Origin of the sequence: Thermodesulfobacterium sp., assembly GCF_030445475.1 — a bacterium.
GTDB classification, from domain to species: Bacteria; Desulfobacterota; Thermodesulfobacteria; order Thermodesulfobacteriales; family Thermodesulfobacteriaceae; genus Thermodesulfobacterium; species Thermodesulfobacterium commune.
In genome coordinates this window covers 1-20,911 of the sequence record NZ_JASUTP010000026.1, presented here as the reverse complement: position 1 = coordinate 20,911, position 20,911 = coordinate 1, and the positions used below count along the sequence as shown (strand labels likewise).

Genomic DNA, 20,911 nt, shown 5'->3' with positions numbered 1-20,911 from the left:
AGTTATTTTAATCCTGTCTTGAGTTTTAACTCTAAAAATTTTATTTCTATTTGCGAGGGTTCTCATGCTTAAATCCTATTTCCTGATAGTTGACTCCTTTTTTAAAAGTTGACCATCTCTTCTATAGAAACTTTTTTCAACTCTACCTTTCTTCCTAAAAACATCTCGGCAATCTTTCCAAAATAGGCGGTTAAATCGGAAACAAAAATTTCTAACCCGTTTGTCTCTAAGGTTGTCTTAACCTCTGGATGTTCCTCTATAAAATTAGCTACGTTAGAAGCTACCTCCTCTGATGGATCTACCAGTTTTATTCTTTTCCCTGCCTTTTCCTGGATAAGTTTTTTAATGATAGGATAATGGGTACACCCCAAGATTAAAGTATCTATGCCTCTCATTTTAAGAGGGATCAGGTATTTTTTTACTATCCTTCTGGTTTCAGGTTTTTTAAGCCACCCTTCTTCTATAAGTGGCACTAGTAAGGGAGCTGGGTTTGAATAAAGCTTTATCTCCGGGTCTTTTTCTGCAAAAAGCCTGTCATATACCCTGCTTTCTACGGTTGTCCTGGTGCCAATAAGTCCTATTTTTTTACTTTTGGTAAGCCTTAGGGCCTTTTCCATAGAAGGGGTAACTACCTCAAAAAAAGGAATCTCTGGAAAAGTCTGCTTTAATACCGGCATAGCGGTGCTTGAAGCGGTATGGCAGGCAACTACTATTATCTTAGCTCCAAGCTTTAGTAAAAACCTCGTGTTTTCAACGGCATATCTGGTAACTGTTTCAGGGCTTTTAGTCCCATAAGGAGTTCTTGCTGTGTCTCCAAAATAAACAATCTTGTAACCTTTTACCTTAAGTAAAAGCTCTTTGACTACCGTAAGTCCACCCAAACCTGAGTCAAATACCCCTATCATTTCCCCATCCCAAAATAAAACTCAAGGCTTGCACCTACAGCCGTAAGCACAGCCAACCAAAGGGCCATTTTTATAAACTGGTCTCTATTTAATCCTTTCTTAGTAAATTTAGCCAATAGTCCATTAAAAATAATCGTAATTCCTAAACCATAAAGTCCACTTCCTATAAAGATCCTTCCAGAATGCAATAAGGTTTTTATCAAATCTGAAGGATAGATCCTTAAGCTAAAAAGCACCCATAAAACTATAGCAGCAAAAACCTTCGGCTGTAAAAACCATCGTAGGTTCATTTTTTTACCCTTAGGTTAATTTTTTCAAGTATAGGTTTCGGGGTATTGGCCTTAAAAAAGGCTTGAGTTCCTTTACCTTCACAAATTTTAATAAAAAGTTGGTCAGGGTCTCTTACTATGGCTCCACAAAGCCAAGTTATAGGGGTAAAACGGAAAACCTCAGGACAAAGAGGGGTGGTCGGTCCCATCAAAGCCACCTCAGGTACCCCATAAAGACTCTCTAAAATCCGTTCTAACGTCTTGTTAACCAAGGTTGAAGAAGTAATTATAGCCAACTTAAGTTTATCCTTGATTTCCTCTATAGAAAAGGTTGTTATGTCTTCCTCTTTTTCTAATAACCAAACCTTTTTAACCTTCCCTTGAAGTTTGCGAAGTACAGGGTCAAATCTCCCTACCATAAGAACTTCATCTCTATAGTCAAACTTGAGTATTGAAAAAAGATCCCCTTCTACAGCATTTTTTAAATTTTCTTTCCTGCCAGAAAAGATAGCATTGATGGTTGCAAGTCCTACGAGCGACTCAATCTGGTTAAAAGAAAGATAACCTTTTATCGCTATGTCTGCAGGTAATTTCCAAAAGTTAATACTACCATCTAACTCGCAACAGTTCTTAATTTCAGGCAAAAGAGTATAAGCAAGCCCTGTCCCACACCTTTCTACCTCAACCATCGTATAGTGAATTCCTATCACCATTCTTTTTATTTTTTTAGCCCTGGCATACGGAAGAGCCCTTTCTACAAGCTCAGTATAAATTCCCATCTATCAGACCCTAAGCTATCGTATCCTAAATACTCTCTCAAGTATCTGGTCTACCATATTTTGTAAAAGCTCTTTTTTTCCAGGCACTTGAAACAACTCGGTCAAATCCTCACACGAGGAAAGGTCTTCTATAAAAGGTATCTCAAAAAGAAGAGGAAGTTTCGTTTTTTCTAAAAACTCTTTAAACGCCTCTTGTTGTTCAAAGACCCCAGAAAAATTCTTGATTATACCTAAAACTGGTATCTCTTTTTCTCTTAAAATCCCCACAGTCCGCAAAGCATCTGCCAAAGCCATTTTGTTGGCAGTGGTAACCAGCACAAAACCCTCTGGGGCGAAAAGGTCAAGCATGGTAAGAAAGATGTCTCCAGTACCAGGAGGTAGGTCAAGGACTAAAAAGTCAAGAGGGCCCCATTCAACCTTCCCTACAAGCTCCTGCAAAAGTTTAGAAGCCATAAGCCCTCTCATAAAAACCGGCTCTTTTTCAGAAACCATAAGGGCTAAGCTCATTACCTTCAACTGAAAAGGACCTAATACCGGCTTTATTTTTCCAAATTCGATCAAAGGAGGGGTATTCTTCAAACCCAAGGCAAGATTAACGTTAGGACCGTAAAAATCCAGGTCAAACAGCCCAACCGAGTATCCATTAGCTTTTAAACCAAGAGAGATAAGGGTTGAGACAGTGGTTTTCCCTACCCCTCCTTTACCACTTCCCACAGCTAAAACAAATCTCACGTCCCTTAAGCCAGTATGTTTTTTAAGTTCTTCCCTTAAGAATTGTAAATCTTTAGTAGGACAACTTTTTCCTTCCATAAACCAGCCAATCCCTAAAGATTTCTTAAACCAAGGACATCCTGCATTCCATAAACTCCAGGCTCTTTACCAACCACCCAAATCGCGGCTTTGATAGCCCCTCGGGCGAAGGTTTCTCTCGAGCTTGCTTTATGGGTAAGCTCTATTCTTTCTCCTATCCCAGCAAAAAGTACCGTGTGTTCTCCTACGATATCTCCTCCTCTTATCGTTTGTATTCCTATTTCCTTAGGAGGCCTTTCTCCTATGATACCTTCTCTACAAAACCTATAATCCTTATCGCTCCTACCTAAGGCCTGAGCTATTACGTTGGCCAACTTTAAAGCTGTCCCACTGGGGGCGTCTTTTTTCATCCTATGATGGGCCTCTATGATTTCGATGTCATAACCTTCAGCAAGCACCTTAGCGGTAATCTCTACCAACTTGCAAAGAAGATTAACTCCCATACTCATGTTGTAGTCCTGAACTAAAGGAAAGTTTTGTTTAGCCAGTTGATGGATCTCTTCTAGTTCTTCTTTGGTAAAACCTGTTGTTCCCAAAACATAAGCCTTTTTGTATTTAGCGTTGATTTTTATGTTTTCTAAGGAGGCTTTATGGAAGGTAAAATCTATGATTACATCTCCTTTTTCTATAACCTTTTCTAAACTTCCTTCTACGATGATTCCTGTTTTAGGGAGACCTACCACTTCTCCTACGTCTTTTCCTACAGCAGGATGTTCAGGATGTTCAAAAGCCCCTACTAAATCTATTTCAGGATTATTAAAAATAAGGTTAATGAGGGTTTTACCCATCCTACCTGCAGCACCTGCTACTATAGCTTTTACCGGCATTTTGTCCCTCCTTTTGTTTGTTTTTTAGTGGTTTTCTTTCCTCCCTCTGGAGGAAAAGGAATTTGTCAACAAGGCTGAATTCCTGCCTTAGAAAATACCTTAACCAAAACTAACCAAACTACAACTATCCCTAAGATTACTAAAATCCCATCTAAATTCATAAAACGCTCTCCTGCTTATTTTTTAAAAATTCCTCTAAATATTCTGAAAAAACTTCAAAAAGGGGCTCCTCTATCTCTTTTCCCTCTACAAAACGATAAAACTTACGGAAAAGATCCTTTTCATCTAACCTTTGGGTCTTATCTAAGTGCTGATCGATACCTAATAAACTCCACTCCTTTTCTTCTTGCTTAACCTCCTCTTCATATTTTAATTCAAGAAGATTGGGGAAAACCTTTTTTAACCGCTCATATGGATAGGCAACCGGAGTTTTGTCCTTCAAAATTATTCTTACAAAACTCTCATCACCCTTAAGGATAAGATCCTTAAAATAGCCTTCGTAGGTTTTTAATCGATAAGGAGGGTCTATAAAGATTGGTTCGTAGCTCACCCTTTCTTTCTCAAAAGAAATAAACCAAAAGCCTTTTTTATAGTTTGCCTCGTCAAAACTATAAGGCATAGGGCTACCTGAATAAAGAACATTAAAGTTAAGGGACTGAAGCCTATGAAGATGTCCAAAAAGACAGAGGTCAAAACATTCAAAGAGACTTAGCGGAAATATTTCTTCATTTCCTACTGTATTTTGCCATCTACCTCTTAAAACCTCTTCTCCAGAAAAAACTGCACTGTCTACCGCTAAATGTCCTACCAAAACCGCAGGCTTTTTTATTTCTACTTTAGAAAAAAGAAACCTTAAAAGTTCTGGCACAGATACCTGATCCTTTCCTTCTAAAAAGTCTAAAGCCTCATTAGAAAACGATTCTTTTACAAGAGAAATCAACTCAAACACAGAAAGATGGGGGAGCAAATAAAAATAAACTCTCTCTCCGTTTTTCTTCCATACAAAGGGATTTATGAAAAAAGAGAGGTCGTCTGCTAAATAGATTTTTTCAGCCTCTAAAAATTCTTTAAAAAGACTGACCCTTTTAGAATCATGGTTCCCTAAGATAAAAAGGATGGGAACCTTGGTTGAAGTTAACATCCTAAGAACTTCTTTATACCCCTTTAAGGTCTCATAATCTGGGATAGGTTTATCCACTATATCTCCTGACACCACGATAAGGTCAGGTTTTTGTTCTTTTACCAGAGGAAGGAATGTTTTTTCAAAGAAGCTGAGTTGATAATCTATCAATTTTTTGTTTTGAAGGATTTTTCCTAAATGCCAGTCAGAGCTGTGTAGAATCTTCATCGATCCTCAAGTCTGTTTTAGGTTTAAAATGTTGAGCAACGATAAACATCTCTCTGCTTTCTTTTCTTGAACTCTTAGGTTTAAAAAGTTTAACACCTTTGAAGTATTTTTCAATTTGTTTTTTAAGTTGAGGAAGCTTCTGACCTTCAAAAACCTTTGCTACAAAGTGTCCACTAGGTTTTAAAGCTATCAAAACCAATTCTAAAGCCTTTTCGACTAAACTAACAGACCTTACATGGTCTACAAACTTATCTCCGGTGGTCTTAGGTGCCATGTCACTAACGATTACGTCAAACTTATCTATTCCCAAAGCTAAAAAGTCTTGAGAAGTTAACTCAAAAACGTCCTTTAGTAAAAAAGTAAAATTAGGATGACTTATCTTAACCTCTTGCAAGTCAACCCCTATAACCCTACCCTCTTTTCCCACAAGTTTACATAGATATTTAGACCAAGACCCAGGAGCTGCGCCTAAATCAAGCACCACATCTCCCTTTTTTACCAACCGATAAGCCTCTTGGATTTCCATCAGTTTATAAACCGACCGGGCTGGATACCCTGCCTCCTTTGCCTTTTTAGCCCATGTATCGAACCAAGGATTATTAGCCATAAGCCTCCCAAAGGTTTAGTGATATTTCTTTACTTCGTTTATCAAATACTGCAAAGCCTCAAAGGCTTCGTATCTATGTTTAGCAAATATAGCAAATCCTGTGACCCTATCTCCTACCTTTAAGAATCCTTGGTTATGATAGATGATTACCTCTATCAAACCAAACTTTTCTATGGTATTTTTTCTTATGTCTTCGAGATAGTTAAAAACCTCGTCTTTGATAAACATACCTTCTGCAGGAACTACCTCTCCTCCCTTTAAATCATACTCTCTTACAAATCCGTTAAACTCAACCACACAACCAAATTTTCCTAAAAGTTTTTTAGTCAGCTCTTCTTTTTTTTCTAAATAGGCTTGATAATCCTTAAAAACCATAAGAGCCTCCTGCTATTTCATTTTTTTAAGCTCTTTTATACGGGCTTTAGAGTATCTTTCTTCTTCACTAAAGATACACCCACAATAAGACTGCCTATAAAGTTCAAGGGTTATGGCCTCTTCCTGACCAAGTTTATACCCTTTTCTAAAATCTTCATAAAAAAAAGGGATCCGATATTTATGACTCAGGTCTTCAGCTATTTCTTTTATGAGGTTATGTTTTTGGTAAATACTATAAAGTAAGGTTGTAGTAAAGGCTTCTGCCTTTAATTCCAAGGCTTTTTTTACCGTTTGTCTAAGCCTTATTACATAACAGCGTTCACATCTTTTTTCAGGATTTTCACAAACCATAAAAGTTTCTTTAACAAAAAATCTAAGACCATAAGTTTTGTCCCAGATTATTTTAATCCCTTTTAGCGTTTCTACCTGTTCTAAGGCTTTAACCCTTACTTTAAACTCTCGATAAGGGTGGATATTCGGGTTGTAAAAATATCCCAAAACCTCTATTCCTTTTTCCTTAAACCAAGACAGTGGATAAAGTAAACAAGGTCCACAACAAACATGAATTAATATCATAAGTAAATAATACAACAATTTTAGTAAAAACCAACTATTTTAAATCTACAACCTTGTTTCAACACCTATTTAGGCTAAAGGCTAATACTTAAACAAGGTAGGTTGTCTCCAAATTATTTTAAGGACTATAGGAGGAAGAAAGGTAGTGATACCAACGACAAAAACCATTACCGCATATAACATTTCGTCATAAACCCCGCTTATCCTGCCAAATTCAGCAAAAATGAGGCCAACCTCTCCTCTTGGCACCATAGAAAAGCCTACGCTTAACCTTTCTTTCCAATCACCTTTAATCATCAACCCTACAGCAAGTTTTCCTAAAATAGCTACCACCGAAAGAACAAGGCTTAAAAACCAAAAGGTAGCAGAGGAAAAATCTATCACTTTAAGGTTAAGTTGAAGTCCTACGTAAACAAAAAAGATAGGAGTAAAAAGATTTAATAACGGTTGGAGAGAAGTTTCTATCTTGTGAACGATTTCTTTATCGGTATTTAGTGCTATAGCAAAAGGAATGGTAAACCTGCGAGAAAAGGCAATTCCTGCGGTAAAAGCTCCTAAGATTTCTGGAGATCCTATTTCATGAGCAGCATAGGCAAAAAACAACATCAAAGCTACCACAACAGGAGGAACAAAATCTACGGTAGACAACCTCTTAGCTATGAACGATATGATATAAGCTAAAAATTTTCCCAAAACCGGAGCTATCAAAAAAAAGGTTGCGATATATGTCATAAACAATAAAGTATTTTTTATCTCTACCGTTTGGGTTTTTGAAAACTCAAAAAGAATAGATAGAACAACTACCCCAAAGATATCATCAAGTACCGCTGCTCCCAACACTATTTGGGAGAATCTTTCGTTAAGTTTACCTAAGTCCTCAAGTACCCTTATGGTTATACCTATACTTGTAGCTGTAAGGGTACCTCCTATAAAAAGGGCTTGGGTGAGATTTAAGTCAAAAACAAAAAGAGAAACGCTCATACCTAACAAAAAGGGGAAAACTGCCCCGATTAGAGCCACTTCTAAGGCCCAAAAACCCACCTTTTTTAGCTGCTTTAAGTCTGCCTCAAAGCCTATATGAAACAACAAAAATATGATCCCAAGTTCTGCTAAAATTTGTATTACCTTGTTAACAGGAATTAATCCTAAGACACTCTGACCAAGCAAAACTCCTACTAAAATTTCTCCTATCACCGAGGGAATACCAAACTTTGCAAAAATATCTCCTGTCAATCTTGCCAAAAACAAAATAATCCCGATGTACAAGAAAAGTACATGAATTTCTAAGTTTTCCATCTATCTACACCTCTTTAGATATTACAAACTTTAAGGTTCAAACTCTTTTAAATAAGCCTGAGCTTTTGCCAAATCCTCTTCTTTGCCTATCAAAATTAACACATCCCCTTCTTCTATTTTTTCTTCAGGAGAGGGATTTATTAAAAACTCAGGGCCTCTTTTTATGGCTATGATGGTAACCCCTGTTTTCGATCGAAGTCCCAACTCTTTTATAGACTTCCCTGCCAATCTATATCCCTTTTTAACCAAAAAGTTCTGGATGTTTTCTCCTTTTAAAAATTCAAGCCCTTCTAAGAGTTCAAATTTTAAATCTTGGACGTTTCTAAAGGCTCTATAATGTTTGCTTCTCAAGTTCTCTAAAAGTTCATAGATAACGTTTTTAGGAACTTTGTAGGTCTCTAAAACTTTAGCAAACATCTCTATAGAAACCTCAAACTCCTCAGGTATCACCTCATTAGCCCCTAATTTTAGCAACTCTTCCATCTCAGCTACAAACTTACTTCTTACTATGATGTAAAGCTGTGGATTTTCTTTTTTAGCTATAGAAACGATCTTCCTGGTTGCTATGACATCTCCCATAGAAACCACTAAAGTTTTAGCTTCTCTAACCCCAAATTTAAGTAATATCTCTCTGTTGGTAGCATCTCCAAAAAATATAGGTTCTCCTTTTTGTCTGTAATTCTTAACTGTATTAGGGTTCATTTCTAAAATAACATAAGGTATTTTTAAGGTTTTTAGTCCATAAACGATGTTTTTTCCTGCTACCCCAAAACCTACTACTATAGTATGATCTTTTAACTCAGCTTTTTCCTCTTTTATCTTTACAGCCCTTCTCTTTTGATAACGAACATACAGCTTAGAAGAAATCTTTGACAGGAAAAATTCTGTAAGGTTATGACTAAACTGAATCCAAAAAGGAGTTATAAACAAAGAAGCGATCGAAGCCCCCATAAACACCTGGTAAAACTCTTCAGACAAAAAGCCCATCCTTTTGCCTTCTAAGGCTAAAACAAAAGAAAACTCTCCTATCTGTAAAAGATAGAAGGTGGTTAAAAGGGCTACCCTTAGGCTTCTGTTAACCAGTAAGGTCGCTATAAAAATACCTGCAAACTTAACCAGCAGCATAACTCCTAAAAGGGCTAGCGTTTTTAAGAAATTGTTTAAAAGAAAGGTAGGGTTCAGTAAAAGTCCTATTGACACGAAAAATATAGCCATAAGAAGGTCTTTTAAGGGTTTAATTTCAGCTACGCTTTGATAGGCATAGTCTGATTCAGAAATCACTAATCCTGCTAAAAAGGCACCCAGAGCCAGAGAAAGACCTATTTGATAGGAAAAAAAGGCTGTTCCTAAAGCAAGGCTCAACAAGGTCATCAGAAAAAGCTCACGACTTTTGGTTTTAACTATCTGATGGAAGATATAAGGAACGGCGTAATAAGCTACCAAAAATAAACCGATAATAAACCCAAAGGATTTAAAAATCGAAAAAAAGAGACCTCCTAAGCTACCCTCTTTTCCTGCTAAAATGGGCAGCATAAGCATTACAAACACAACGGTTAAGTCTTGAAAAATTAATACCCCAAAAGAGGTGCGACCATAAGGCGAGTTAATCTCTCCTCTATCCATCAGCATCTTAAGCACCAAAGCCGTGCTACTCATAGCTACAAGGAATCCATAAAAAACTCCGTTTGAAAATGAGGTCTTTAAAAAGACTAAGCTTAATCCTAAAATCAAAAGGACTGTTAAAAAAACTTGTAAAAAACCTGTTAAGAGGACTTCGTTTCGGTAAGCTATCAATTTTTTAATAGAAAACTCTATACCTATAGTAAACATCAAGAAAATAACACCCATCTCAGCCAAGGTTTCTATTAAGTGAACATCCTTTAAAAGACCTATACCATAAGGACCGACTAAAATTCCAGTGATTAAGAACCCGATTACAGAAGGAACTTTAAGCTTAGTAGTTGCCCAGACAACAGGAATACAACCTAAAAAAATGAGCAAAAAACTTTTTAAAACCTCAATCAAACCTTCCATAGTTATGAAATTATAACTAAAAAAAAACAAAAAAGTAAAACTTTTATGGGAAGTTAAATAAATCTGAGAGTTTTAAAGAGTTTTAAACAAAAAGCCCTGCTTCTAAACGAAGCAGGGCTTTTTGGATGATTAAAGAACGATGTTTTCTTCGTCTGGGGTGAGAATTTTTTCTAACCTAATTTTAAAAATTAAATCTTCTCCTGCTAAAGGTGGATTAAGGTCTAACACTATCTCCTCTTCGGTAACCTCTAAAATGGTTGCAGGAAAGGTCATCTCTCCTTGAGGAGTATCAACGATGAGGTTTAACATCAATCCTGGCTCTGGAGCTACATCCAAACTCAATGCCTCTCTAGGAATAGATCTTACCAAGTTTTCATCCCTGGGACCAAAGGCCTTTTCTGAAGGAATAAGTACTTCTTTTTCTTCTCCCTCTTCCATTCCGATCACCGCTTCAGAAAGTCCAGGTATAATCTCAGCAGAACCAACCTGAAAGATAAAAGGTTCTCCATCATAGGTGTTTTCAAAAACCTCACCGTTTTTCAGTTGACCTACACAATGAATGCTTACTACATCTCCTAACTGAACCTTACGCATAACTAAACTCCTTATTTTTTAAAAAATGATAGAGGTTGAAAGACAAGAGGATCGGACTCTTGAGTCTCTCACCCTTCTACCTTAATTTTTAACAATACCACATAAGAAGAAAAAAACAAGTCTGATCTAAAACAAAAGAATCTAACAATTGTCTTTTAACACTACCAAACCAAAACAAGCAATAACTTCCTTGTTACCTTCTAAAAGCAATCCTTCAGCACTTCTAGCTTTTATTCCTATATCTAAAGGAGAGAGCCCTGTAAGCTCTGCTATACGAGTTTTCATCAACTCGTAGTAGGGACTTAATTTAGGCTGGTCACAAACAAAGGTAAGGTCTATCTGGTGGATGGTGTACCCTTTTTCTTTTACTTTTGAAAGTGCTTGTTTTAAAAGCTCAGTACTATCTATATCCTTATACTTTGGGTCTTTATCAGGAAAAAGAGTACCTATATCAGGCAAACCTGCAGCAGAAAGCATAGCATCTATAAGTGCGTGAAGCCCTACATCGCCGTCCGAATGTCCTAAAAGTCCCTTTTCAAAAGGAATTTCAACCCCGCACAACCTTAATGGCCTTCCTTCAACCAAACGATGTAAGTCAAAACTAAAACCAAATCGCAAACTCTTGCCCCTTATTAGAACTACATTATTAGAACTACATATAAAATATAGCATCTAAAAAGTTAAAAACCAAGGAATCTTGAAAAAATATATTAAACTCTTTTAAAGATTGCGCTTTACAAGTCAAACGTTACAAATAAGCATTCTTTTAGTTGAACCTTTAGACAATTACGATATAATTTTTATAAATTACTCTAAATTAAACTAAAAAGGAGTTTGTTTGGTTAAAAAAGGATTAACCTCAGATAGAAAAGCATTAGTTTTATTGATAGGCACCAACCCTCTGGCAAACTATGTAATTCCTCTTTATTTTAAGACATTTCATAACTATAGAAATTTCGTTTTTATTTTTTCTGAAGATAACCAAGTACAAAAAGGTACCCAAATTTATGCTGAAAGGGTAAAAAATCTTCTTCATCTACACCCCGACCAGGTATTTTTAGTTCCGCTAAAGGACATAGGTAATGTTCAGCAGATTCTTGAAGACCTTGATACGGTAGGTATATGGGAACAATTTGATGAAGTCCATCTAAACTATAAACCTGGGACCAAACCCATGGTAGTTGGGGTCTATAACTTTTTAAAGAATTTTTATCAGACCCGTTTTTCAGCTTCTTACTTAGACACAAGAAGGTTTAAAATTGTGTATGACAGCGGAGACATCTTTCCGGTATTAGGAGACTTGAGAAATTATCTTTTTCTTGACATTAAAACTTTACTTAAGTTGTCTCTTTATGAAAAATTAAAAGCAGATAGCTGGGAAGATTTTAAGTTTAAAGAAACTTTACAAACCATTAAAAAAGTAGTTATAGAAGAAAACAGGATAGAAGAGTTTTTGTCCTGGCTTGAAAATCCTTTTAGAAGAATTTTTAAAAACGATAAAGACCTTTTTAAAACAGCAAAAAGGTTTAAAGAGCATCTTAAAAAACCTGAAATCAGAAGTTTTATAGAAACCTTAGAAACATCTACCCCGGATTTTGTCTGGGAAATATTGGAAAGTTTACCAGAAGACAAGAAGCTTACTGAAGGAAGAAGCCTCTGGATTCCACCTGAAAACCTTGGTAAAGAAGCCCTTAAACAAAGGGTCAAGGATTCTATAGAATTTTTAGACGGTCTTTGGCTTGAATGGTATGTATATGGAGAATTAAAAGAAAAACTTGAAGACCTTGGGCTTAAAGAAAAAATGCAATTTGGGCTTTCTCTTAAGGCTCAAAAAGATTCAAAACCTTTTGAACTGGATCTTTTTATCATAAACGGTTATCAGTTAATAGGTATCTCGATTACCACAGAAGACAGGTCTAACATCTGCAAACTTAAAGGGTTTGAGATTATCCATAGGGTTAAACAGATAGGAGGAGAAGAGGGCAGAGCTTTTCTAATAACCGGATTACCTCAAGAAAAAGTCAAAGAAACCCAGAAAGACCTTTCCTTTGTAGACGGAAGTTTAGAGTCAAAAATCGTGATCTACGGAAGAGAAGACTGGAAAGAAATAGGCCTTAAACTTATAGACGAAGTTTTTTAATCTCCCTTTAGCTTAAGAAGTTCTTCCACCACCCTTCTAAGTCTTATAAAACCTTCTTTAGACCCTCCATGGTCTGGGTGTAATACTTTAGCCCTTTTTCTAAAAAGGCCTAATATCTCTTTTCTGTTAGCTCTTTTTATTTCTTCTATAGGTACCTCAAGATAATAAGAGGCTTCTTGATAAATCTTTTCAATCGAAACAAAAATCATAGGCTCTCTCGGATACCCCTTATGCTTTTTAAAACCCTCATCAAAATATAACCAGAGGTATCTACAAAAATAATTTTTTAAAAGCTCTTCTTTGTTTAATCCCATACAAAAACTTTCATCCTCTAAAACTTGGCAAAAATTTTTTAAAAACAAAACATCTACCTCTTCTTCTTTCATCTTATAAGGTAGTCTTAACACCCCAAAAATTGCCCTTACATACTTTATTTTTTCCCTATAAGGTAGCTCATCTTCCATATCCCAGAAAAAGTTTTCAAGCTCGTCTCTTGATTTTTCCATAAGGTTTTTTAAAAAAGGAAAAGGATGAAAAAGAAACTTGTCTGGTTCAAGGACCCCAAGCTTCAAAACCAAATACCTTTTTATATCAAAGGGATGTAATACCTCTAAATTAAGCGATTTTTTAGATTGTTTTCTTGTTTTAGGTTTTTCAAACTGAAGGATGATTCTTTGGGCTTCGGGATTTAAAAATCTGAAAAATAGTTTTTCTAATTCATGCTGATCGGTAGGATATCCTAAGGATTCTAAAACCTCCTCTAATTCTATAGAAAAGGCTACGTCACTATAATAGGTGATATATTTCTCTGGATTGGTCCCTAAGTTTAATACAAGTCTGCTTTTCCAGTAAGGTGCCTCATAGTAGGATTCTTTAAGGCTGTATTCATAACCTCCTGGAACCGGTCTTCTTGCTATGTACATAATATTATGTTTCTTTTTTTACCTAAAAAACATATTTTAACAAAAATCCTGTTTGATAATATTTCTATCCAGAGGTCGTTCCTGCTGCGTAGTTTCCACCTTCTATCGACATTTCAAAGTTCAGGTTTTCGTTAAGTTTAATCCCTAAAGTGCCTGTACCTCCATAGGCCCTATCATAGGACCAAAGTCCATAACGTCTAAAGGTTTGATGACCGATGAAAGGTTCCAAATAAACGTAAACCTTGGGGTTTTCGTAATAAATGGTTAAAAACAACTGATTTGACCAAAAATCATCAGGGTCAAAATATCCGTGTCTCTTCTGTTTCTTAAAGTCTAAATAAACCACCCTATATCCAAGGCTTACTGTAGGATTACCAAAGTTAATCTTATAACGAACAGAACCTTGGACAGAGTCTGCTTGGTTATCATCTGAATACCAACGATGATTATAATTAGCATACAAAGAAATACGGTCTGTAACCGACTGATTAATAAAATAATTTATCGATAAAACCCTTATTACGTCTTCCATAAGCTCTGCGGTATCTGTCAAGACACTTTTATTAACATTTAAACCCACACTACCTCTCCCAGCCAACAGATTTAAACCAACCCCTCCTATCACAAAGGTCTTATCTTTTCCTCCTTGAGAAAAACCTAAGGAAACAGAACCCCATAGAGGATGGGTTAACCTCTTACCTACTTCAAAGATAAATTCATCAGAGTAAGAGGTTCGCAGATTATCTGAGCCCTCCCTATAAAAATAATTGCCAACCACCCTAAAGTCTTTCAAATAGGTTTCAAACCCTAACCGATAGGTATAGACTTCATTTTCGTCGGTATCATGGAAATAAGAAAATCCTGTTAATACAGCAGGATTAAAGATAGATTTTTTATACAACTCAAGGTCTTTTACGTCTTTTTCCTGATAAGGATGCCCTGGCTTTAAGAGTTTAAAATTTTCTTCTAATTTAGAAGGTATCCTTAAACTACCATAAGCATAAGCCTTACCTAACCTGGCGTCAAAATCATCCCTTTTGGCAAGGATTTGATCGTACAAATCTAAAGCCTTATCAGGCCTTCCCAAAAACCTCAAAGCATTAGCCTTAACCAACAAAGCTTCTTCATCAGCAGGGGCTTTTTTAAGCAAAGCGTCAACCATACTTAAAGCTTCTATCTGTCTTCCTTGCCAAGAAAGCACCCTTGCCAGCTGTAGGATTGCCCTGCGATTTTGAGGGGCTTTTTTCAAAACCTCTCTTAAAATCTCTTCTGATTCCTTTAGTTTTCCTCCCCAAGAAATTCTGGTAGCCATGGTAATAAGCTCTTCTATCTCATACTCTTTATACAACCGAAGAGCTTCTATATATTCTATAGCAGCTTTTTTGATCTCTCCTTTCTTAAACAGCTCATCTCCTGCTTTTTTATGCTGAAAGGACTGTTCCTTGTGTGTATTTTGAGAGGTTAAAACCATAGTTTCTGCTAATCCATAACTTTGTCCTAAAAACAATAAAATCAAAAATAAAATCACAACCCCCAATTTTTTCATAGGTTCTCTCCTCCTTTCATAACCAAGTTTTTAAAGTCTTCTAAACTAAAATAATGGTTCAAATTAAACCTTGGGATAAACTGAGAATTTAAGGCAGGGTTATAATAAGTTTTCTCTATAGTTTCTTCTTCAGACATAAAGATATATTTAAACCCAAGCTTTTTTAAAACTTTAACATGCTCAGAAGTTAACCTTTCTCCCAAAGGAGACGAAAAGGTAGTAACCTCGATTTTTAGGTGTTTAAAAGCCTCTTCTTTAAACCTTAAAAGATCCTCCTCAAACTTTTTCAAGCTCAACTTTTTACTCCAGTTAGGAAAGTGAAAATCATAGCTATGGCATCCTATCTCAAGTAAGCCTTCATCGAGAATTTCTCTATATTCATCCCAGCTTATGAACCAGCCTTTACCAACTTTACTACCTATAACATTCATCACCACCTTAAACCTGTACTCTCTTAAAAGAGGATAGGCATATTCCAAAAAGGTATAACTCCCGTCGTCAAAGGTAAGCATAATCTTTTTTCTTTTTTTTGCCAAACTTTGGTCTAATTCCTGTGGCAAGAGGGTCTCAAACCCTGATGAGTAGAGAAATTCCATCTGAGAAAAAAACTCCTCAGGGGTAACGGTATAAGGTGTAAGAGGTTCATAGGCTATCTCATGATAAAGTAAAACCGGAAAACTTTCCTCTTGAGAGGCCTTTTTTTCCTCAGAGGAAAAAACCAAAGAGTTAGGAGTCAAACTTCCAAGGCTTGACAAAACTAGTAACTTTAACGTCTCTCTTCTGCTAATTTTTCTCATTTTTTAAGTACCTTTGTAAAATAAAATAACTCTTTTTTAAACGGGTATGAAAAGAGGGAACGTTCCATTTTTCCCAAACATAAGTATTAATTTTGTCTTTTTCTAAAGGATTAGGCCTAAAATCAAGTACTTTTAAAGCTCTGGGAGGGTTTAATGGGGCAGGCTTGTAACTTATCACCACCACCCGGATACCGTCAGACTCCTTCCAAAGGATATCTTTTTCCTTCCAAAACATTTTTCTTGAGCTTGGGTCTGAAAAATTTAAAAGCTCCCAAGGTAGCCTGATCTCTATCAAGTTATCTTTTATGTAAAAATCTGCTAAACTATCAAAATCTGGATTTTCTGGCTTAAGGCTACCAAACCTTAGGCTACTTAAGTTATAAAATTTTGGACCAAAAAGTTTTTTAAAATCTTTGGTAACCCTTCTCATGTTGGTCTTACATAATATCAAGTTCCATTTTCCTGCAAGGCTTTTTTGCGGAAAAACCTCTTTTTTAGGAGAAAAAAATTTGTCATGGGAAAGCATTTTATTATAAGACGAAGCCACAAGTAATCTGGAACTTTCTTTTCCGGTAATATGCAACAAAAATTTTAGCCCTACAGGAGAAACAAGGTTGATACCAGCAGGGAAAGAAAATTCACCATATTCTTTATGTCCAGTATCTATCCCGACAAAAAATTGAGTCTCTTTTAAATTTATCTTTGTTGAGACCTCTACCAGGATGTACAAAAAACCCTCATCATTAGTAAGTCTTATCGATTTTATCTCTCCTTCTTTGTTTAGAGGGTTAAAGTTTTTGTAAGCTATGAAAGCTTCTTCCCATTCTTTAAGTTCACCAGATAAAGAAACTATCTTTTTAGGATATCCAGGATATACTTCTAAAAGTCCGTAGTTTTCCTCTGGGTCCTGCAGATTAAACCATAGAGACTTTCTCTCTCTTGGTAAATAGTACTTCATAAAAAGCCAGTTTACTTTAAACCATTCGTCAGCCCAGCTAAAAATCACATATCCTGTACAGTTTGCCTTTTCAATGTCTTTGATCATCTCTACCAAGATTCTTCCTTGTTCAACCTCATTTTTTCCACCATGAGTCCAACCATGGACTTGCCAGTGAGCAGAAGCTCTACTTGTAGGTATACCAAACTCTGCGATTAACAAGGCTTGCCCTTTATGATGTTCTTTGAGACGCTTTAAGTAAGCCAAATAAGGTCTTTTTTCTGTTAAAAACTCATAGTTCATAAAATCTGGATAGTAGGGATAAACGTGATATGAAGAAAAAAAACAGTTAAAAGAGCTTTTTATTTTATAGGTATCAAAAACTTCCATGTCTTCGTTCTCGTTACATTTTTTTAAGTTAGGTTTTACTCCGATAAAGAAAGACTCTTCATCTTCTATGTTGCTTTCCGTAGGATGTTCTATAGGGTCAAGGGGTATCCAGTTTACCACAGAAACCAACGGTAAATGCCCATAGGTCTCATAAGAATAGTTTAAAAGATAGTCTAAAATCTGAGTATTCCACACCTCAAAGGGATTCCCTTTTTCTATGTAAAGATACTTTCCGTAGAAATTTTTATCTTTTCTCTCATGACGTTCGTTATATCCTTTAACCAAACAGGCTTCAGGTTCTCTTCCAAAAAGATATCCTAACAAGAAAGGGGATATATCCCACAGATATTTTCCCGAAGGGAACCCAGGTCTTTCAGGGAGGCTGGCATTTCCATGAACAGCGTCCACCACATCCTTTATATGGGTTTTCAACCTATTTAAAAACTCTGGATCATCGAGTACCTCTGCCCTCTCAGGTTCATACCAAATTCCCTGCAGCAAAAAAAGCTTAGGCTCTTTTTGGTTAAATTCATATAGTGCCTGATAAAACCCTGGAGATTGAAGAGCGTATACTCGAATGGTGTTTATCCCCATTTCATGGATTAATTGAAACCATTCCAAATAAGTTTTCATTTTTATCGGATACTCTCCAGGGAAATAACCTGGAAGAGCAAGCCCGAGGTTAACCCCTTTTATCCAGAATTTTTCCCAATGTTTTTGTTTTTTAATGTAAACATAGTCTCCTTCAGCCTTAAATCTAATTTCTTGATGGGAACGTTTAATTTGCACGTCTTTTAATAGCTCTCCTATTTCTTCTATCTTTTTTTGAGCCTTTTCATTTTGTGGGTCTATTTCAAGTAATTTATGATAAGCCCAAAGGGCAGAGGAGAAATCATTGAGATGATAGTAAGCCTCAGCCACACCTAACCATCCCTCTTTTTTAAATCCTTGATTTATAGCCTCTTTAAATAAGTTTAAAGCTTCTTGATAATCCCCTCTATTTAAAGCCTCTTGTCCTAAAAACAAAAATTTATTCAACACCATTTAGTTATAACACCTTGGCTTTTTTGACTACCTCCCATTTCTTATAGCCCAACCAAAATTGGAGGGTAGCCTAAAACCTGAAAAAGCTGGTGATTTGTCTATAACCTAAGTTTTCTGCTATTCCATATAGCAGAAGCCTAAGAACTTGAGACCATCGAGGATACCTTTTAAAACTCATCTCTTCCAAAAAAATACCTCCTACTGAAAGAAAAATACCATAACCTATCGCTAAGGTTAAAAATAAAACCAAAAACTCAAAGCTTAATATTCCAAAAAAATAACACAAAAAAACTATAGGATAGCCTAAGGTTTCTACCACTGCCCCAACTGCTTCAAAAAGGTAAAAAGGCATAACCAAACATCCTATCCTTCCGTATTTGGGATTAAAAAACATTCCTTTATAAAACCATAAAGTCTGTAATAATCCTAAATGCCATCTCCTTCTTTGTTTGGAAAGCTCTCCCAAGGTTTCAGGGACCTCAGTCCAGCAAACAGGGTCAGGAAGAAACCCTATGTAATAGTCTTCCTTCTTTTCTCTAAAATGTTTATGCAACCTTAAGACTATTTCAAAATCCTCTGTAACCGTAAGGTTGTTAAAACCACCTACTTGAAGCAAGGCCTCCCTGTTAAAAAGGCTAAAAGCACCTGAAAGAATCAAGGTACTTTTTAATCTTTCCCAGCCCAATCTTCCGAAAAGAAATCCACGAATGTATTCAACTATTTGAAAAATAGGCAAGGCTTTTTTAGGAAGTTCTATCGAAGCAACTTTGCTTTCTTCTAATTTTACCCCGTTTAAAACCCTAACTACCCCTCCCAAGGCTAAAACAGGAACCTCACTTTCTAAAATCTTTCTACCTAACCTTAAAAGAGAATCTACTTCAAGTACAGTATCTGCATCTACGGTACAAACATAAGGATATTGAGCAAAGTTTAACCCACAGTTAAGCGCATCAAACTTACCTCCTCTTTCTTTATCTACCACCAAAAGGTTCGGATACAGCAAAGAGCGATAAATTCCCCTTACCTCGGCTGTTTGAAGAGTTTTACGATAGATAAAAAATGGTAGTTTTTTCAACTGAAATCTTTCAGTCAGAATCTTCCAGGTTTCATCGATGGAACCGTCGTTAACCACTATTATTTCAAAATAAGGATAATCAAGGCTTAAGGCTGAGTGTATTGTCCTTAGAATTACCTCTTCTTCATTATAAACCGGTATGATAACACTGACAGGAGGAAGCTGTGGATAAAGCTTTAATTCCTGGAAGTTATAAAACCTGAGGTATTTCAAGTATTCAACTATAGCCAAAAAAGAAAGTAACAAAAGTATAGTATAAAAGGTGTTTAAAGTAGCATAATAAAAACCAATAAAATAATTAAAACCAATTAAGAAATCTTTTAAAATTTCCATCTTCCCTCTCTTATGCCATTTTATAGTTTAACTGCAAAAAAGACATTATATTCTCGACATAACTCTTTAAAGGACCTTTAATCCCACCATCTTTTAATCTTTCCCAAACCCCACTCATTACCATTTCTTCTACCAAGCTATCCCTACCATATGGGTCTTTAATCTCAAGCAAAGAAGGCAATCTGATGATTAGTTCTTCTATAGGAAGCTTAAATAACGCCTTGGCTGCCTCTCTTCTTACTAAGGCATTTTTATCTTCTAACAGTGGGGCCACATGTTCTACCATCTCAGGGGTTATCTTCTTTTCTAAAACCTTTAAAGCTGAAAGCCTAACAAACCAGGATGGATGCCTCAAAAAAGGCAAAATTTCCTCTGAACCAACTTCTTTATCAAACTCAACGGCTTTGCTTAACACTTTCAAGGCTTTAGCCAAAATTTCTGGATGCTCAAAATTAAGATGCTCTTTTACTATCCTGAGCAAGGTTTCATCTAAATGTTTAGAATAGTAAAATCCTTCCAAAAGAGCTATCCTAAAGGAATTAGAGGGAGGTTGTTCTTTTAGGAAATCATAGATGGCAAAACTTGCCTGTTCCTTAAATCTATCTATAAAATCGTTGATTATCAGACTAACCGATCTAAGGTTCAAAACCCTTTGTTTTTGCTTTTCATAAAGAAGGTTGAAAAACGTTTTAAAATAAGCTTTATCAATAAGTTTAAGGCAACTCAAAAACCCTACAAAAGCTATCTCTGGGTGATTTTCCCTTTGCAAGGCCTCTAACATCCTTTCTAAACTTCTTTTAGAACCTAAAATAGCCAATGTTCTGAAGGCTTCTCCTCTTTCATAGGGTTTAGAAGAATTAAGCTTTTTCTCATATTCCTCTATGTAACCAAGCTCCTGAGCAAAGATAAAACTCTTTTCAGGTTGCCTTGAAGAATAATTTAGAAGCGTCTCTAAAAGGGCCTGTCTCTCCAATGAAGAAGAAACTTTTAGCTTTGGTTTAAGTTTAGACAAATCTACTGAAGGGGCACGAAATATCTCCTCTAAAATCCGAGTAAAATAGTTGCGAGCACGGTCTAATCTTTGATATTTTATCTGGGTTAAAAACCTCCTGATAAAATTATAAATAACCAAAAAGAGATTAACCGAAAAGATAACTAAAATTATAAAAGATAACACCTTTACCGTAAGAAACATAAAATAACCCTTTTTTTTAAATTTATTTTTTAACTTACTATGTATTTAGGGAGTAGAATATAAATTGTGTCTTTTAATAAAATATTTTAGAGGCATAATAAAAATTTTTAA

20 protein-coding genes are annotated in these 20,911 nt (G+C 35.9%); 1 reads left to right on the top strand and 19 read right to left on the bottom strand.

Annotation, left to right across the window (positions count from 1 at the left end; all coding sequences use genetic code 11):
- Positions 1-101: 101 nt before the first annotated feature.
- From murI to ispF, 13 genes are all read right to left on the bottom strand, one after another.
- Positions 102-905: a glutamate racemase gene (gene murI, locus PWP26_RS07055; RefSeq protein ID WP_038062787.1), complete on the bottom strand. Its 804-nt coding sequence runs from the start codon at positions 903-905 to the stop codon at positions 102-104.
- A complete protein-coding gene (locus PWP26_RS07050) occupies positions 902-1,195 on the bottom strand; it encodes a hypothetical protein (RefSeq protein WP_022854755.1) in 294 nt (97 codons plus the stop codon). Before PWP26_RS07050 ends, murI begins: the two co-directional genes overlap by 4 nt.
- On the bottom strand, positions 1,192-1,953 hold the full coding sequence (locus PWP26_RS07045) for a DUF364 domain-containing protein (RefSeq protein WP_038062784.1): 762 nt from the start codon (positions 1,951-1,953) through the stop codon (positions 1,192-1,194). The genes PWP26_RS07050 and PWP26_RS07045 overlap by 4 nt, the downstream gene beginning before the upstream one ends.
- A 15-nt stretch (positions 1,954-1,968) precedes the next feature.
- Entirely contained in the window at positions 1,969-2,763 is a 795-nt protein-coding gene (locus PWP26_RS07040) for an Mrp/NBP35 family ATP-binding protein (RefSeq protein ID WP_273012010.1), read from the bottom strand.
- 14 nt (positions 2,764-2,777) lie between these two features.
- Positions 2,778-3,590, bottom strand: coding sequence for a 4-hydroxy-tetrahydrodipicolinate reductase (gene dapB / locus PWP26_RS07035; protein WP_273012007.1), 813 nt, complete (start codon positions 3,588-3,590; stop codon positions 2,778-2,780).
- Between the two features lie 157 nt (positions 3,591-3,747).
- Positions 3,748-4,938 (bottom strand): exonuclease SbcCD subunit D C-terminal domain-containing protein, encoded by a 1,191-nt coding sequence (locus PWP26_RS07030; protein ID WP_273012004.1) that lies wholly within the window; start codon positions 4,936-4,938, stop codon positions 3,748-3,750.
- Positions 4,916-5,545, bottom strand: coding sequence for an RlmE family RNA methyltransferase (locus PWP26_RS07025; RefSeq protein ID WP_051754595.1), 630 nt, complete (start codon positions 5,543-5,545; stop codon positions 4,916-4,918). Before PWP26_RS07025 ends, PWP26_RS07030 begins: the two co-directional genes overlap by 23 nt.
- A 15-nt stretch (positions 5,546-5,560) precedes the next feature.
- A complete protein-coding gene (locus PWP26_RS07020) occupies positions 5,561-5,920 on the bottom strand; it encodes a molybdenum cofactor biosynthesis protein MoaE (protein WP_038062778.1) in 360 nt (119 codons plus the stop codon).
- A gap of 12 nt (positions 5,921-5,932) precedes the next feature.
- On the bottom strand, positions 5,933-6,496 hold the full coding sequence (locus tag PWP26_RS07015) for an epoxyqueuosine reductase QueH (protein ID WP_273011999.1): 564 nt from the start codon (positions 6,494-6,496) through the stop codon (positions 5,933-5,935).
- Between the two features lie 81 nt (positions 6,497-6,577).
- Positions 6,578-7,792 carry a cation:proton antiporter gene (locus tag PWP26_RS07010; protein WP_038062776.1) on the bottom strand — a complete coding sequence of 405 codons (1,215 nt, stop codon included), beginning with the start codon at positions 7,790-7,792 and terminating at the stop codon, positions 6,578-6,580.
- A gap of 30 nt (positions 7,793-7,822) precedes the next feature.
- Positions 7,823-9,817, bottom strand: a complete 1,995-nt coding sequence (locus PWP26_RS07005; RefSeq protein WP_301399311.1) for a cation:proton antiporter — start codon at positions 9,815-9,817, stop codon at positions 7,823-7,825.
- 138 nt (positions 9,818-9,955) lie between these two features.
- Positions 9,956-10,420 (bottom strand): peptidylprolyl isomerase, encoded by a 465-nt coding sequence (locus PWP26_RS07000; protein ID WP_038062774.1) that lies wholly within the window; start codon positions 10,418-10,420, stop codon positions 9,956-9,958.
- Between the two features lie 141 nt (positions 10,421-10,561).
- Complete coding sequence (gene ispF, locus PWP26_RS06995; RefSeq protein ID WP_038062771.1) at positions 10,562-11,038, bottom strand: 2-C-methyl-D-erythritol 2,4-cyclodiphosphate synthase; 477 nt, start codon at positions 11,036-11,038, stop codon at positions 10,562-10,564.
- A 220-nt stretch (positions 11,039-11,258) separates the two neighbouring features.
- On the opposite strand from ispF, the gene PWP26_RS06990 reads away from it, so the two are divergent.
- A complete protein-coding gene (locus tag PWP26_RS06990; RefSeq protein ID WP_301399310.1) occupies positions 11,259-12,560 on the top strand; it encodes a hypothetical protein in 1,302 nt (433 codons plus the stop codon).
- Here PWP26_RS06990 and PWP26_RS06985 read toward each other — a convergent pair.
- The 6 genes from PWP26_RS06985 to PWP26_RS06960 form a co-directional block, all read right to left on the bottom strand.
- Positions 12,557-13,483, bottom strand: a complete 927-nt coding sequence (locus tag PWP26_RS06985) for a hypothetical protein (protein ID WP_022854768.1) — start codon at positions 13,481-13,483, stop codon at positions 12,557-12,559. The two genes, PWP26_RS06990 and PWP26_RS06985, sit on opposite strands and share 4 nt — an antisense overlap.
- A gap of 64 nt (positions 13,484-13,547) precedes the next feature.
- Positions 13,548-15,029 (bottom strand): tetratricopeptide repeat protein, encoded by a 1,482-nt coding sequence (locus PWP26_RS06980; protein ID WP_301399309.1) that lies wholly within the window; start codon positions 15,027-15,029, stop codon positions 13,548-13,550.
- Positions 15,026-15,826 carry a polysaccharide deacetylase family protein gene (locus PWP26_RS06975; RefSeq protein ID WP_287567772.1) on the bottom strand — a complete coding sequence of 267 codons (801 nt, stop codon included), beginning with the start codon at positions 15,824-15,826 and terminating at the stop codon, positions 15,026-15,028. The genes PWP26_RS06980 and PWP26_RS06975 overlap by 4 nt, the downstream gene beginning before the upstream one ends.
- A complete protein-coding gene (locus tag PWP26_RS06970) occupies positions 15,813-18,197 on the bottom strand; it encodes a tetratricopeptide repeat protein (protein ID WP_301399308.1) in 2,385 nt (794 codons plus the stop codon). Before PWP26_RS06970 ends, PWP26_RS06975 begins: the two co-directional genes overlap by 14 nt.
- Before the next feature lie 70 nt (positions 18,198-18,267).
- Positions 18,268-19,605 carry a glycosyltransferase gene (locus PWP26_RS06965; RefSeq protein WP_301399307.1) on the bottom strand — a complete coding sequence of 446 codons (1,338 nt, stop codon included), beginning with the start codon at positions 19,603-19,605 and terminating at the stop codon, positions 18,268-18,270.
- Positions 19,606-19,615: 10 nt separating this feature from the next.
- Positions 19,616-20,800 carry a HEAT repeat domain-containing protein gene (locus PWP26_RS06960; protein ID WP_301399306.1) on the bottom strand — a complete coding sequence of 395 codons (1,185 nt, stop codon included), beginning with the start codon at positions 20,798-20,800 and terminating at the stop codon, positions 19,616-19,618.
- Positions 20,801-20,911 lie beyond the last annotated feature (111 nt).

Excerpts from the sequence above, each read along its gene's own strand:
- PWP26_RS06970 (WP_301399308.1), bottom strand. The coding sequence starts at position 18,197 with ATGGTGTTGAATAAATTTTTGTTTTTAGGACAAGAGGCTTTAAATAGA.
- dapB (WP_273012007.1), bottom strand. The coding sequence starts at position 3,590 with ATGCCGGTAAAAGCTATAGTAGCAGGTGCTGCAGGTAGGATGGGTAAA.
- PWP26_RS07045 (WP_038062784.1), bottom strand. The coding sequence starts at position 1,953 with ATGGGAATTTATACTGAGCTTGTAGAAAGGGCTCTTCCGTATGCCAGG.
- PWP26_RS06965 (WP_301399307.1), bottom strand. The coding sequence starts at position 19,605 with ATGGAAATTTTAAAAGATTTCTTAATTGGTTTTAATTATTTTATTGGT.
- murI (WP_038062787.1), bottom strand. The coding sequence starts at position 905 with ATGATAGGGGTATTTGACTCAGGTTTGGGTGGACTTACGGTAGTCAAA.
- PWP26_RS07025 (WP_051754595.1), bottom strand. The coding sequence starts at position 5,545 with ATGGCTAATAATCCTTGGTTCGATACATGGGCTAAAAAGGCAAAGGAG.
- PWP26_RS07040 (WP_273012010.1), bottom strand. The coding sequence starts at position 2,763 with ATGGAAGGAAAAAGTTGTCCTACTAAAGATTTACAATTCTTAAGGGAA.
- PWP26_RS07000 (WP_038062774.1), bottom strand. The coding sequence starts at position 10,420 with ATGCGTAAGGTTCAGTTAGGAGATGTAGTAAGCATTCATTGTGTAGGT.
- PWP26_RS06975 (WP_287567772.1), bottom strand. The coding sequence starts at position 15,826 with ATGAGAAAAATTAGCAGAAGAGAGACGTTAAAGTTACTAGTTTTGTCA.
- PWP26_RS07030 (WP_273012004.1), bottom strand. The coding sequence starts at position 4,938 with ATGAAGATTCTACACAGCTCTGACTGGCATTTAGGAAAAATCCTTCAA.
- PWP26_RS07010 (WP_038062776.1), bottom strand. The coding sequence starts at position 7,792 with ATGGAAAACTTAGAAATTCATGTACTTTTCTTGTACATCGGGATTATT.
- PWP26_RS07015 (WP_273011999.1), bottom strand. The coding sequence starts at position 6,496 with ATGATATTAATTCATGTTTGTTGTGGACCTTGTTTACTTTATCCACTG.
- PWP26_RS07050 (WP_022854755.1), bottom strand. The coding sequence starts at position 1,195 with ATGAACCTACGATGGTTTTTACAGCCGAAGGTTTTTGCTGCTATAGTT.
- PWP26_RS06980 (WP_301399309.1), bottom strand. The coding sequence starts at position 15,029 with ATGAAAAAATTGGGGGTTGTGATTTTATTTTTGATTTTATTGTTTTTA.
- PWP26_RS06985 (WP_022854768.1), bottom strand. The coding sequence starts at position 13,483 with ATGTACATAGCAAGAAGACCGGTTCCAGGAGGTTATGAATACAGCCTT.
- PWP26_RS07020 (WP_038062778.1), bottom strand. The coding sequence starts at position 5,920 with ATGGTTTTTAAGGATTATCAAGCCTATTTAGAAAAAAAAGAAGAGCTG.
- PWP26_RS06960 (WP_301399306.1), bottom strand. The coding sequence starts at position 20,800 with ATGTTTCTTACGGTAAAGGTGTTATCTTTTATAATTTTAGTTATCTTT.